This is a genomic window from Gracilibacillus alcaliphilus, from assembly GCF_016909015.1.
Taxonomy (GTDB): Bacteria; Bacillota; Bacilli; order Bacillales; family Amphibacillaceae; genus Gracilibacillus; species Gracilibacillus alcaliphilus.
Genome location: NZ_JAFBFA010000001.1, coordinates 93,525 through 107,655 on the forward strand (window position 1 = coordinate 93,525; position 14,131 = coordinate 107,655).

At 37.8% G+C, this 14,131-nt stretch carries 11 protein-coding genes; 8 read left to right on the forward strand and 3 right to left on the reverse strand.

The window, feature by feature from the left end:
* Positions 1-663 precede the first annotated feature (663 nt).
* The 6 genes from dxs (at position 664) to spo0A (ending at position 8,296) form a co-directional block, all read left to right on the forward strand.
* Positions 664-2,562: a 1-deoxy-D-xylulose-5-phosphate synthase gene (gene dxs / locus JOD18_RS00530; protein ID WP_204666930.1), complete on the forward strand. Its 1,899-nt coding sequence runs from the start codon at positions 664-666 to the stop codon at positions 2,560-2,562.
* A 6-nt stretch (positions 2,563-2,568) separates the two neighbouring features.
* The gene (locus JOD18_RS00535) at positions 2,569-3,384 is read left to right on the forward strand and encodes a TlyA family RNA methyltransferase (RefSeq protein ID WP_204666931.1); all 816 of its coding nucleotides are present in this window, start codon (positions 2,569-2,571) and stop codon (positions 3,382-3,384) included.
* A gap of 114 nt (positions 3,385-3,498) precedes the next feature.
* Positions 3,499-3,948, forward strand: coding sequence for a transcriptional regulator AhrC/ArgR (ahrC, locus tag JOD18_RS00540; protein ID WP_204666932.1), 450 nt, complete (start codon positions 3,499-3,501; stop codon positions 3,946-3,948).
* Between the two features lie 13 nt (positions 3,949-3,961).
* Positions 3,962-5,680, forward strand: coding sequence for a DNA repair protein RecN (gene recN / locus JOD18_RS00545; RefSeq protein WP_204666933.1), 1,719 nt, complete (start codon positions 3,962-3,964; stop codon positions 5,678-5,680).
* A 285-nt stretch (positions 5,681-5,965) separates the two neighbouring features.
* Complete coding sequence (gene spoIVB, locus JOD18_RS00550; RefSeq protein ID WP_204666934.1) at positions 5,966-7,252, forward strand: SpoIVB peptidase; 1,287 nt, start codon at positions 5,966-5,968, stop codon at positions 7,250-7,252.
* Positions 7,253-7,513: 261 nt separating this feature from the next.
* Positions 7,514-8,296 carry a sporulation transcription factor Spo0A gene (gene spo0A / locus JOD18_RS00555; protein WP_204666935.1) on the forward strand — a complete coding sequence of 261 codons (783 nt, stop codon included), beginning with the start codon at positions 7,514-7,516 and terminating at the stop codon, positions 8,294-8,296.
* A 484-nt stretch (positions 8,297-8,780) separates the two neighbouring features.
* On the opposite strand, the gene JOD18_RS00560 is transcribed toward spo0A, so the two are convergent.
* Both JOD18_RS00560 and JOD18_RS00565 read right to left on the reverse strand, forming a co-directional pair.
* Positions 8,781-8,933, reverse strand: coding sequence for a hypothetical protein (locus tag JOD18_RS00560; protein WP_204666936.1), 153 nt, complete (start codon positions 8,931-8,933; stop codon positions 8,781-8,783).
* A gap of 259 nt (positions 8,934-9,192) precedes the next feature.
* Positions 9,193-10,287 (reverse strand): mechanosensitive ion channel family protein, encoded by a 1,095-nt coding sequence (locus JOD18_RS00565; protein WP_204666937.1) that lies wholly within the window; start codon positions 10,285-10,287, stop codon positions 9,193-9,195.
* Between the two features lie 456 nt (positions 10,288-10,743).
* Between JOD18_RS00565 and JOD18_RS00570 the strand changes: the two genes are divergently transcribed.
* A complete protein-coding gene (locus JOD18_RS00570) occupies positions 10,744-12,096 on the forward strand; it encodes an aspartate kinase (RefSeq protein ID WP_204666938.1) in 1,353 nt (450 codons plus the stop codon).
* A gap of 79 nt (positions 12,097-12,175) precedes the next feature.
* Here the strand turns inward: JOD18_RS00570 and JOD18_RS00575 are convergent, their stop codons facing one another.
* Positions 12,176-12,421 carry a DUF2627 domain-containing protein gene (locus JOD18_RS00575; RefSeq protein WP_204666939.1) on the reverse strand — a complete coding sequence of 82 codons (246 nt, stop codon included), beginning with the start codon at positions 12,419-12,421 and terminating at the stop codon, positions 12,176-12,178.
* A 131-nt stretch (positions 12,422-12,552) separates the two neighbouring features.
* Here JOD18_RS00575 and JOD18_RS00580 point away from each other — a divergent pair, with 131 nt between their 5' ends.
* Complete coding sequence (locus JOD18_RS00580) at positions 12,553-14,124, forward strand: AAA-type ATPase lid domain-containing protein (RefSeq protein ID WP_204666940.1); 1,572 nt, start codon at positions 12,553-12,555, stop codon at positions 14,122-14,124.
* Positions 14,125-14,131 lie beyond the last annotated feature (7 nt).

Here is a 14,131-nt window from a genome sequence, read left to right on the forward strand (position 1 = left end):
GGTCACAGTTTTAACCTTTTAGGTGACCATTCCACTTATATAGGAACAGAAAACAACTAAAAAGATCAGTCAAATTTAGTTTCCGTATCGCCGTTATCACGTTTGTGTTAGCGGCTATTTTTTCAATTGTTTTTCCTAGCGGCTTAGTAAAGCAAGTCCATTGCAGGGTTATTGATTGTTCGACATGCAGATCGGTTTACGAGTTTTTGTAATGATGTAATTGGCGGTATTTCTGGTATAATAAGTGGGTACCGCCTCTGCTATTGATGTATTACAATTAGCAAACAGGGATCCTTTGCTTTTGTAGTTATTAATGTTACGGTTACTATTACAGTAGATGCTTTAACAACAGGGGGTAGAGCAATAGGTAAGTTCTTTGCCATTAAGAGGTTCTTCAAAAAATCCAATAAAAATACGGCGCCGCCTTGAACTTAGTGCAGGCGTTATGACAGGACGTCATGGCTTTAGCCTGCCGACGCACACGATGTTGCGAACTTAACCAATGATGGCCCGTTTTATCGAACTTTCTGAACACGCACATTAATTACTCAACAAAAATTATTTTTTGCTGATAAAATCTTTGCATTTCTTGAGGAAAAACTTAAAATGAAAGTATTATCGATGAAATAACAAATTATGAAAAAAGATAGGGAGGATTCCTTTATGGATCTAACCAAGATACAAAATCCAAGTTTCTTGAAAGAATTAACACCTGAACAATTAGAAGTATTAGCAGCAGAAATTCGTCAATTTTTGATTGAAAAGCTTTCGGTAACGGGTGGCCATCTAGGGGCTAACCTAGGTGTGGTGGAATTGACACTGGCCTTGCACAAACATTTCAACAGTCCAACGGATAAGCTTTTATTTGACGTCGGTCACCAATCTTATATTCATAAAATATTGACGGGAAGAACAGATCAGTTTGATACGTTAAGACAATACAAAGGGTTATGCGGTTTTCCGAAAATGATAGAAAGCGAACATGATGTCTGGGAAACAGGACATAGTTCTACCTCTTTGTCTGCTGCGATGGGGATGGCCATTGCCCGTGATATGAAAAAAGAAGATCATGCTGTGATTCCAATCATTGGCGACGGTGCATTAACAGGCGGAATGGCACTAGAGGCTTTAAATCATATTGGACATGAGAAAAGAGATATAACCGTTATTCTGAACGATAATGAGATGTCGATCGCTGGTAATGTAGGGGCACTGCACAATGCTCTAGGCAGAATGAGAAGTGCCGGTAAATATAAGCGTGTCAAAGATGAATTAGAACTCCTATTAAAAAAGATACCAGCTGTAGGTGGTAAGATCGCCCAGACGGCCGAGAGAATTAAGGATAGCATGAAATATTTTATGGTTCCAGGCATGTTGTTCGAAGAGTTCGGTTTTACCTATTTTGGTCCAGTTGATGGTCATGATTTTAAAAATTTAGAAGAAAATTTAAAATATGCCAGCAAAACGAAAGGTCCTGTTATTGTCCATGTGATTACCCAAAAAGGAAAAGGGTATAGTCCTGCTGAATTAGATGAGAAAGATAAATGGCACGGAGTAGGCCCATACAAAATTGATTCTGGTGAAAAAATCAAGCCTGTAGATGCAGCGCCAGCATGGAGCCAAGTGGTAAGTGATGCGTTAGAATTAGAAGCAGCTGATGATGACCGGATTGCTGTGATTACACCTGCAATGATTTTAGGTTCCAAATTAGAGAAATTCCAAGCAAGATTTCCTGACCGCTTACATGATGTGGGGATTGCCGAACAACATGCAGTTACATTGTCTGCAGGTATGGCTACTCAAGGTATGAAACCTTTCTTGGCGATTTATTCCACCTTTTTACAAAGAGCGTATGACCAATTAGTACATGATGTGTGTCGTCAGAATTTAAATGTTGCATTTGGAATTGACCGTGCTGGATTAGTAGGGGCGGATGGAGAAACACATCAAGGGGTATTTGATATTGCCTTTTTGCGTCATTTACCAAACATGGTTCTTATGATGCCGAAAGATGAGAACGAATGCCAGCACATGGTTCATACGGCGATGGCATATAATGATGGTCCAATTGCCTTGCGTTTTCCACGAGGAAACGGATTAGGAGTAAAAATGGATGAAAAACGCGAATGTTTACCAATTGGTTCTTGGGAAGTATTAAAGCAGGGAACAGATGCTGTTATCTTAACGTTTGGTACTACGATAGGCATGGCCATGGAGGCAAGTGATTTGTTGAAGAAACAAGGCATTCATGTAGAGGTCGTCAATGCCAGATTTATTAAACCATTGGATGAGAATTTGTTGCATGAGCGTATGGGTAGGCATTTACCAATTCTAACAGTGGAAGAAGCGGTACTTCAAGGCGGATTCGGAAGTGCTGTGTTAGAATTTGCTGAGGAACACGATTATAAGCCATCTATCCGTCGTATGGGGCTGCCTGATCGTTTTATTGAACATGGTAGTGTGAAAGAGTTACTAAATGAAGTTCACCTAACAAAAGAACAAATCATCTTAGAAATGAAAGAACTTATTTCTGAGAGTAACGATAAGCAAAAAAGGGCATGATGATAAATGACTAAAAAACGTTTAGATCAGTTAATTGTCGATCGAGGACTGATCGATTCCAGAGAGAAAGCAAAAAGAACAATAATGGCTGGCCTTGTGTTTTCAGAAGGTCAGCGTCTGGATAAACCAGGCACAAAGGTAGTAGAAGACATACCATTAGAGATTAAAGGCAAAGTTATACCGTATGTTGGGCGGGGTGGCTTGAAATTAGAACAAGCAATTAACTATTTTAAATTGGATTTACGAGGTCAAGTGATGGTAGATGTAGGTTCGTCTACTGGCGGTTTTACCGACTGTGCCCTGCAGCATGGTGTGAAACTAAGTTATGCTATAGATGTCGGTTACAATCAATTAGAATGGAAGTTGCGTAATGATCCAAGAGTTGTGGTCATGGAACGAACGAACTTTCGCCATGTTACTCCAGACATGTTAACAGAGGAAGAACCTACCTTTGCTTCTGTGGATGTTTCTTTTATTTCCTTGAAACTTATCTTGCCTCCGTTATATCAACTATTAACGGAGAATAGTATGGCTGTTATCCTGATTAAGCCTCAATTTGAGGCAGGCAGAGACCAAGTAGGCAAGAAAGGGATTGTAAGAGACCCAGACATCCATCAACAAGTTATTGAGAAGATACTAATATTTGCGCAGGAAACAGGATTTCAAGTGACTGATGTGACCTACTCTCCTATAACAGGAGGAGATGGCAATATCGAATTTCTGGCATTACTTAAAAAAGCCGATCCGGAAATGGAACCTGAAGACATATCATTATTGGCTGGACAAGTGGTTGCTCAGGCCCATAAGGAGCTTAAACAATAAATACGAAGTGCCATCAGTAATGTAATATTTAGTCTTCAGACAGGGTTGGGAGATCTTGTAAGTGGTTTGTACCGTCATAAAGTTGTCAATACGCAAAGCTGGAGGAGCATGTAGATGAACAAAGCACAACGACAAATTAAAATTCGTGAAATTATTACTGAGAATGAGATCGAAACCCAAGACGATCTAGTGGCAGAATTAAGAAACCGAGGGTATGGTATTACACAAGCTACTATTTCTCGTGATATTAAAGAATTACACTTAGTAAAGGTTCCTGGTAGTAATGGGAGATATAAGTATAGTTTGCCGGCAGATCAAAGATTTAATCCATTAAATAAATTAAGACGTTTTATTATGGATGCTTTTATCAGTATAGATACAGCCACCCATTTTATTGTAATGAAAACTTTGCCAGGTAATGCTCAGGCCATGGGGGCACTGATCGATAATCTTGGTTGGGAAGAAATTGTTGGCTCTATATGTGGAGATGATACGATCTTGATCATCTGCAAAACAACAGAAGAAGCAAATGAATTAAAAGAAAAATTTCTAGATATGTTGTAAGGGTGTGGAATAGATGTTAGCCGAATTATCCATCAAAAATTTTGCAATTATTGATCAATTGTCGATTTCCTTTCATAAGGGGTTGACTGTTTTAACAGGTGAAACAGGTGCTGGAAAGTCGATTATTATTGATGCATTAGGCTTATTAGTTGGAGGCAGAGGTTCGGTTGACTATGTGCGTCATGGTGAAAAAAAGGCAGAAATTGAAGGCTTATTTATATTAGAAGACACGAAGCATCCGGTTTACAATAAAACACAAGAGCTCGGTTTTGAGATCAAAGACGATCAGATGCTGGTGTTACAAAGAACGATTTCAGAAAGTGGAAAGAGTATTTGCCGTATTAATGGTAAACTAACGACCTTGGCTATTTTAAAAGAGATTGGACAATCGATATTGGATATCCATAGCCAGCATGAGACACAAGCCTTGTTGAACCAAGAAAAACATATTGAACTGCTTGATCAGTTTCTTCAATCTAATCACCCCGCCTTTAAACAAGAATATCAAGCTTACTATACACAATACAAAGAATTAACAAGCAAATTGGAAGCAACCAATAAAAATGAGCGAGAATTAGCACAGCGATTAGATTTACTGGAGTTCCAATTAAATGAAATCCAGCAGGCAGAGTTAGAGCCGGATGAAGATATTATGCTGACGGAAGAACGAAATCATTTGCATCATTTTGAACAAACTCATCAGGCATTAAATACGGCTTATAATTCTCTTCATGGTGAGCAAAAAGCATTGGATTGGCTGTCGATGGCAGCGAATAATTTGGAAACAGCAGGAGAATATAATAAGGATATTCAGCAAATGCATCAAAAGTATGTCGATCATTATTTTATGATCGAAGAAATTTCTTATTCGATCCGTCAATTTGTTGATTCGATGGATTATGATCCTGCACGGCTTGCAGAAATTGAAGCCAGGCTGCATGAAATTGATCAGTTGAAGCGTAAATACGGTCCAACGGTGGAAGAAATTATGACCTATAGTGCTACAGTGGAAGAAGAGTTGGAAGAAATAAGAAACCGTGATCAGCATTTGGCCAATCTTTCCGAAACATTACGCGAACTGACCAATGATATGCTTCTAGAGGCCAAAGAGTTACATGCTTTACGGAAAAAGACTGCAAGCGATTTAGAGCAAGCTGTACTGGCAGAATTACAGGATCTGTATTTGGAAAAGGCAGTATTCACAATAGATGTTTCTATCCCTGCTAAAGCTGGCGGCATCTTTTTTGAAGGAAAAGATGTACAGCCACACGGCCATGGCTTAGATCAAGTGAACTTCCTTATCTCAACAAATCCTGGGGAACCAGTCAAAGAATTGGCTAAAATTGCTTCTGGAGGGGAGATGTCACGAATAATGCTGGCCTTAAAAAATATTTTCTCTAAGCATCAAGGAATTACCAGTGTTATTTTTGATGAAGTAGATACCGGTGTAAGCGGCAGAGTGGCCCAAGCTATGGCTGAGAAAATATACAACATCTCCAAAGGATCCCAAGTGCTCTGCATCACACATTTACCACAGGTAGCTTCGATTGCAGACACCCATCTAAAAATTGAAAAAGTAGTGGACCATAACCGTACACATACGACAATTCAGGAATTATCATTCCAAGAGCGAGTCGATGAAATTGGAAAAATGATCACCGGAAATGAATTAACAGAAGCTTCAAAGACGCATGCCAAAGAATTAATTGAAATGAATCATCAAAGACACTAATAAAACAAAGAGGCGAAGACAGTTAACCTAAGGTATGGGAATCCGGCCTTAGGTTTTTACGTGTATCCGAGCATGTTTATATTTCATTTCAGGACAAACGAAAAAATCAGCAGTGTGGCGAAATATCCCAATTGCCATCAGTCTCCTTTGGTTTTAGCATTTATGCTAATTTTCTTAGTGGTAATCTTCCCTTGTTTTTGTTATGTTTTACGGGTTTAAAATCCACCCTTTAAGGTCAAATTAAAGATACAGATTAATTATCTGGACTACAAGGAGGGTGAAAATGTGAAGAGAAGTTTTTTTAGAAAAGCGATAGGGTTATTACTCCTTGTCACCTTATGTTTACTTCCATGGTACACACCATTTCAGATATATCTTTCGATTCCCACCCATGTCAAAACCTTAGCTCAACCACAATCAGAACTAATGCAAGCTTTAGATGAGCATATCACGGTTTCCACTTCTTCCGGCCAGCAGGCTCAGTATGCTACTGATTTAAACGGGTATGAAGTACACGAAAATGATCATCATGAATTGATTTACACGTTGAATGATGTTCCAGTTAAAAAGACAAATTTGGAAGTGTATGACGATTTTAAAATCATTCCTGGAGGACATTCCGTTGGTATTAATCTCCATACTCAAGGGGTCTTAGTTGTTGGCCACCACTTAGTATCCACTAAAGATGGGACAATCTCACCCGGAGAAGAAGCAGATATTCAAGTGGGCGACAACATTCTTTCGATTAATGATAAAGAAATAAAAAGCATGAAAGAAGTAGAACCATTAGTATTAGAAGCAGGCGAAGCGAATAAAAGCTTAGCCGTTACCATTAAACGTTCCAATCAAGTGATCGAAACCGAATTAAAACCGGCATATGATGAAAAAGAAAAGGATTATCGGATTGGAATTTATATTCGTGATTCAGCTGCCGGTATAGGGACGATGACATTTTTTGACCCTGCTTCTAATAAATACGGTGCATTAGGACATATTATTTCCGATATGGATACGAGAAAACCGGTTGAAATAGATAATGGCACAATTGTACGATCTGAAATAACCGATATTAAAAAAGGCCAGCATGGAGTCCCCGGCGAAAAGAAAGCCGATTTTGTTCTAAGGGATTCTCAGTTAGGGAACATTACCAAGAATTCCCCATTCGGTATCTTTGGAACCTTAAATGAAACTCCTTCAGAAAGTAAGTGGTCAAAACCAATGTCCATTGCATTACCAAATGAAGTGGAAGAAGGCCCAGCTCAAATACTAACAGTAATTGAAGGAGAAGAAGTGGAAGCTTTTGATGTAGAAATTGTGAATAGTTTAAATCAAACAGCCCCTGCAACAAAAGGTCTTATTATTGAGATTACCGACCAGCGCTTATTAGAGAAAACAGGTGGAATTGTACAAGGGATGAGTGGAAGTCCCATTATTCAAAATGATAAAATAGTTGGGGCCGTTACACATGTTTTTGTTAATGATCCGACAAGTGGGTATGGTGTACACATTGAGTGGATGTTAAATGAAGCAGGAATTGATATCTATAAACAAGAAAAGCAGCAAGCCAGTTAATAAAATGACGGATAAGCTCGTTTCGAATGAAGAAACGGGCTTTTTGTTGTGTTTGTAAAATTTTCACTTTAGATGAGAAAGATGTTGAAAAAATTAACAAAATTTGTTACCCTAAAGATATTAAAGAATTTTCGACAAACACATGTGTCGAAAAATGGAAGTAAGTTTTTTACAATAAAAGAAGGATTTTTCTAATGACTGTCGAAAGTATTATTTATGACAAAAATAATGTTTAGAACAGATTTTGAAGGAGGATTTTTTGTGGGAAATACAAAGGTTATGTTAGTGGATGATAATCGTGAACTTGTGGAGTTAATGGAGGAATACTTAGAGGATCAAGCTGACTTAGAAGTAGTTGCAACGGCTTATAATGGAAAGGAATGCCTGGATAAATTAGAAGACATTCAACCCGATGTGATTGTATTGGATATCATAATGCCGCATATAGATGGTTTAGCTGTGCTGTCTAAGATCAAGCAAAACAATAATACAAAGCATATTAATGTGATTATGTTGACTGCATTTGGTCAAGAAGAAGTAACAAAAAAGGCAGTAAATTTAGGTGCTTCGTATTTTATTTTAAAGCCATTTGATTTGGAGTATCTTGCCGAACAGATTAAACAGGTTCATGGCACGAAAGCATCCGTTCAAGCAGAAAGTTCTTCATCTTCTAGCACTCAAAGGAAAAAATTTGATTTAGAAGCAAATATTACACATATTATTCATGAGATTGGTGTACCAGCTCATATTAAGGGATATATGTATTTAAGAGAGGCCATTACGATGGTTTACAATGATATTGAGTTGCTTGGCTCCATAACGAAAGTACTTTATCCAGATATCGCTTCCAAGTATAAGACAACTGCTTCTCGAGTGGAACGAGCAATCAGGCATGCAATTGAAGTGGCGTGGAGCAGAGGGAATATGGATTCGATCTCTTCTTTATTTGGTTATACGGTAAGTGTATCGAAGGCAAAGCCAACCAATTCCGAATTTATTGCAATGGTTGCTGACCGTCTGCGCTTGGAGCATAGAGCTAGTTAATACTGATACGAAGCAGGTATATTTAGCGATAAGTTTATCGTAAAATGACAGCGATAACTCTATGGACTTAGAAATCAGGCTTATAAGCTTCTTTTCGTAAACCATAAACTTTTTTGTTGGTTGCTTAAGAAAAAAGGAGGAAGATTTTTGTTTGATTTTTAATTAAAGTTGACGATTATATGGCAGATAGTGCCAATCAAGGTAATTAAATTCGTGAATGGATTAAGACATCAATATTCGGGTCTGTAAAAGTAACAGAGAAAATCTTCTTAGATTTCCTAGATGGAGAGCTATTTAATCATTTTCGAAAACACGCTTCGTTAAATAACTTAACAATTTAAAAAAGGACGCCTCTTAGCTATCGCTAGGAGACGTCCTTTTTGTGGAACTCTTCCGCTAGTATGCATAGTACTGTGCGTATTCCTTTGTTTACTTTCTTTCTTATGCTTTTTCTGAGATTTTGGCGGTCTAGCTTCGGATAATCTCAAGATTGCGATCCACCTTTGCTGTATACCCCCGACAAGATTGGCGAAGTGATCGGCACATCCCGTCTAACCTCTCGTACTTCTTTGCGCAGATCGGCTTGTCCTTCTGTTAGGTTTCTAACTTCTTTGTATAATTCTTCTTGCCCATCCACTAATTTATCTTGTCTTTCCTCTAACTTGCGTTGCCCAACCGTTAACTCTTTTTGTCCTGTAAGTAGTAGATAAATACGTTCTTTTTTGTTCGACTTCCTTTTGGTAAAATATCCGTTGATATCTAGAGAGGACTAAATAGTTAGGTTTACTTTATATTAAAGGGGCTTGTCATGCTTAAGCTTGACAAGCCCCCCATGCTGCATTTTTATTCCAATTACTAAGTATACTGCCGTCCTTTAAGGGGTGTTGATGAATGGATTAATCCTGATCTCCAAAGGGTTCCTGCCCATATTTTGGCTCATTCATATATACGGAACGAGCAGGGTAGGCAATGGATACATTTGCTTGTTCTAAGATCTCCAAAATTTTGAAGTTTACTTCTTCTTTGACGTTTAAGTGTTCTTCCCAGACTGTAGTCTTCGTAAAGAAATAAAGCATGACATCGATACTGCTTTCTCCGTACTCATTAAACTTTACAAAAATGGTTTCAGGATGAATGGCTTCATTTTGCTCTAAATAACTTTCAATACTTTTTAAGACTCTATCTAATTCTTCTCGAGTTGTATCATATGTTAACCGTAAATCAAAGGAAATGCGGCGTTTGTTCATCTGGCTCCAGTTCGTAATCGGTTCATTCGATAAAGTGGAATTGGGTATGGTAACCAAGGAATCTTCAAATGTACGAATGATCGTACTGCGGAAATTAATATCTTCTACAGTTCCTTCAATACTAGGTGTCATAATCCAATCACCAATGGAGAATGGCTTTTCCGTAATAATAACAACCCCGCCAAATAAATTCTTGATTACTTCTTGAGCAGCTAAGGCAAATGCCAAGCCGCCCAGCCCTAAACCAGCAATAAAGCCGCTGACATCGTAGCCGAATTCTTGTGCAATAATAGTTAAACTAATGGCGATAATGACAAATCGAACCGCCTTAGATAAAAAGGGCAGCAGGATTTGATCTACTTCAAAATTAAGTGTATCGCCTAATTTTTTAAAAAAGTAAGAAGAACTTGACGATAAATTGCATAACCACCAAGTGATAGTAATAATAATCGATACACTTAGGAACTTAGAAACGAGTTCACCTTTTTGATTAATAAACGGAAAATACGCCATGGCAATGTAAATACCAAGAAAGACAAATAAAAAGCGTAAAGGTGTTTCAAAAGCCTTTAAGGCAGTGTTCAGAAATTCCGTTTTTTTATTATTCGTTAATCGTATAAATAAGTAAAAAACATATTTGATGAAAATTTTCCTAAACAGTACTGCTATTAATATGATAGCGATACTAATACCTAGGTTTATATAGTCATCGACGGTTATACTTTCCCAAAATTTCAAGTTCAAATAAATAACCTCCCACTCCACACATTGCTGTTAATTCTCTTGTTTTTGATACGAAGTGAACCGCCCGTAAATCGTCGTTAATGGCTGATTCACTTAGCGGGTTGCTGCTTTCCTCCTGCTTGGAATGATAAGCTAAGTGACGAAGATATGTTTCTTGTCCTTGTGCTATAAAATGATAGCATAGATAATATATATATTCCAACGATTTAAGGTAAATATCATAAGTGAGAAAATAGACTGGCCATTCTCTATACCATGTCTGGGCAGTCGGCGTTTAATTTAGTGAAGATTCCATTTATTGTTTAACAATTGCACAGAAATTGTGTTAATATTTTAATTGGAGTCAATTTCGTAATCTTCTGACAAAATTCGTCTTCTTTTTTATTTATTGAGGCATTTTGCAGGCTGCGGAATTGTCAGGTCGATATAATAATTTTAATTGGAGAGGTTAACGAGATGAAAGTAGCAAAATTTGGTGGAAGTTCAGTAGCGAATGCAGAACAATTACGAAAAGTAGCAAATATTATTCAGGCTGATAAAGAGAGAAAAGTAATTGTAGTTTCCGCCCCAGGCAAGCGATTTTCAGATGATGTGAAAGTCACTGATTTATTGATCGGATTAGGGGAAGTTTATTTAAAAAATGAGCCTTATCAAAAACAGTTAGAGGTAATTTTAGACCGTTTTAGAGAGATTACAACGGAATTAAATATCTCTGAGAAAATTATTGAGGAGATTAGATCAGGAATAGAAAATATCTTTGGCTCAGATAATAGTCCGGAATTAAAGATGGATGCCTTGAAGGCAACTGGAGAAGATTCATTAGCTAAAGTATTAAGTGCTTATTTACAATCGCTTGGTCTAAATGCGATCTATCTGAATCCTAAGGCTGCAGGTATTTTGGTCAGTGATACACCTGGCAATGCCCAAATTCTTGAAGAAAGCTATGATCACCTGTACAAATTGCATGATCGCGAAGAAATTGTAGTAATTCCTGGTTTCTTTGGTTATTCTAAAGATGGGAAACTGATCACTTTTTCAAGAGGCGGATCTGATATTACCGGTTCAATTGTAGCAGCGGGAGTGAAGGCAAGTCTTTATGAGAATTTTACGGATGTAGATTCGGTTTACTGTGTGAATCCGATGATAGTTAAGAATCCAAAGGAAATTACGTCATTAACCTATAAAGAAATGCGAGAACTTTCTTATGCAGGCTTTTCAGTATTTCATGATGAGGCATTAATCCCTGCTTTTAAAGCAGATATCCCTGTTTGTATCAAGAACACTAATAATCCGCAGGCAATGGGAACCATTATTGTCTCTAAGAAAGAACCACAGCCTAATCCAGTTGTTGGTATTGCTAGTGATACAGGTTTTATTAGTATTTATGTAAGTAAATACTTGATGAACCGTGAGCTGGGATTCGGCCGTAAGTTGTTAACCATCTTAGAAGATGAAGAGATCTCTTTTGAACATACACCAACAGGAATTGACGATATTTCGGTTATTATCCGTGAATCAAGATTGACCAAGGAAAAAGAAGAGCGAGTGATTGCTCGGATTAAGGAAGAACTAGATCCGGACACAGTCACAGTTGAACGAGACTTGGCGTTAATTATGGTAGTAGGAGAAGGGATGGACAGTGGAATCGGTCTCGCTGATAAAGCAACCCATGCCTTTGCCCATGCCAACGTGAGTATTAAAATGATGAATCAAGGTTCTTCCGAAGTATCGATGATGTTCGGAATCAAAGCAGATAAGGTAAAGGAATGTGTGCGAGAGCTTTATAAAATATTCTTCGAATCAGAATAATAAAAGGCGTGTTTGGACGATCATTTTGGCCGGACTTTTTTGAATAACTTCTTAACATAAAAAATAACAGGTATTCCGCTTATGAGGAGGAGTACCTGTTATTTTTTTCGCCTTTGGTAAGTTTTCGTTTGCGGTCTCGATGTAAGATAAAGCCGCCGATAAAATAAAGGCCGCCGCCAAACAGTCCTAACCCGACAATAAATTGGATGACAATGTGAAAGAAAATCGGCGTTAGTTCGCCGAAGAAGGCATCACGCATTAGCTTAATACCGTAAGTGGCTAATAATGCAGGTAACACTAGCATAATTAATGCAATTAATCTCAATGGTTTTCCTCCTAGATATCTTGGAAATACTTAAATTATAGCAAAAACCGTCGATAAAAGGAATGAACTATTCCTTGCAATTATTTGCAAGGTGATTTATTCTTTAAGTATGAAAAAAAATGCAAGGTGTGATGAATATAACTGCAAACATATTTTTTAAATACCAAGATGTACTAGAGAGACTAACGGTAGGTGTTATTATCACTAATAAGGATGGCCTTATACAATTTGCAAATGAGGAAGCCAAGTCTTTATTGAAGTTACATGAGCTAGAGAATATGTCAATTGCAGATGTAATAGAAGAACCTTGCATGGTAGAGGTTAAGCAATTACATAAACACATAGAGCGTGTTGATAAAATAAAACAAACACAGCAGTCGATCATTATCGAGTATGCCCCATACTTACATGAAAATGGTACCTTACAAGGGATGATGTTAACGTTTGAAACGACAGATCATGTGCAGGAACAAGAAAGAATGATTAACAATTCTGATTTGGAAAAGGAAGTATTTCAGCATTTACTCGTCAACTATCAACATGAATTTCGTGTGCTGCTTCCTGATCAGACGGAATGGTTAGTGAGTGAGCATTGGCAGGAAGTAAATCAGCAAACAAGTATATATTTTGCTGATTTGGCTGATCAACAGGCGAAAGATGTATTAAAGTCGAGAAGAGAGAAAAGTCAAGTCTTATTGCCAGCAAACTCGATGACAGCTGAACGTGTCCAACTAGTCAGCCGGCCTTTGCAAAACAATGGAAAGCTGCTGGGCTGCCTGCAATATTTGATCATTGATTCATCACATGATACTGTTACAGAATTGCAAATGATGAAGCGATTGGTACGAAAACTGGAAAAAACAGAAACTATAGAAGATATAGTAGGTTCAAGCCATATGATTAATATAGCAAGGGAACAGGCCAAGCTTTATGCCAAGATGAGCGATTCGATTATTATTCGCGGCGATAAAGGAACTGGTAAACAGATGTTGGCTCAAGCTATCCATCAACAAAGTGATCGTTTTGCTCATCCGTTTATCCCTTTTTTTGTTTCCAAATTAAATGAAGCAACATTTATCGAGTTAACACAAGAAGCAAAGGACGGTACGGTGTATTTACAGGTGGATGAAATTCCTGATATAGAACGACAAAAAGAGTTATATCGCTTTTTGAAGGAAACTACTCAAGTGCGGTTACTGTTTGGAACAGAGAGCATATGGTCACCGAGGGAATGGTATTTGCCACTGTATGAAAGTTTGCAGACTTTTCAGATTGTCTTACCACCGTTAAAAGAACGCCTCGAAGATCTCGATGACTTAGTGGCAGATATAGTGGCACAATATAATAGACAATTACAACGCGATATTCGATCCGTTGATCCACAAGTTATTGATTATTGGAAAAGCTTAGAATGGCCGGGGAATATTGCTCAGTTACAGCAAACACTGGAGCATATCATTTGGCAGATGAGTATCACAGAGAAGGTCGTCCGGATAGAACATATTCAGCAAGAACCTCTTGATCTTCCTGCCGTAACAGCAGATGAAACCTTATCTTTACAAGCTGCTATGGACCAATATGAGAAGAACTATATCTATGAAATGCTCAAAAAGCACCAATTTAACAAAACCAAAACAGCGAAAGCGCTCGGAGTATCGATTAGAAACCTTTATTATAAAATGGAGAAGTATCAGATGGATTGAGGTGTTA

Coding starts and splice junctions, on each gene's coding strand:
- JOD18_RS00580 (WP_204666940.1), top strand. CDS start 12,553: ATGAATATAACTGCAAACATATTTTTTAAATACCAAGATGTACTAGAG.
- recN (WP_204666933.1), top strand. CDS start 3,962: ATGTTAGCCGAATTATCCATCAAAAATTTTGCAATTATTGATCAATTG.
- dxs (WP_204666930.1), top strand. CDS start 664: ATGGATCTAACCAAGATACAAAATCCAAGTTTCTTGAAAGAATTAACA.
- JOD18_RS00535 (WP_204666931.1), top strand. CDS start 2,569: ATGACTAAAAAACGTTTAGATCAGTTAATTGTCGATCGAGGACTGATC.
- JOD18_RS00570 (WP_204666938.1), top strand. CDS start 10,744: ATGAAAGTAGCAAAATTTGGTGGAAGTTCAGTAGCGAATGCAGAACAA.
- ahrC (WP_204666932.1), top strand. CDS start 3,499: ATGAACAAAGCACAACGACAAATTAAAATTCGTGAAATTATTACTGAG.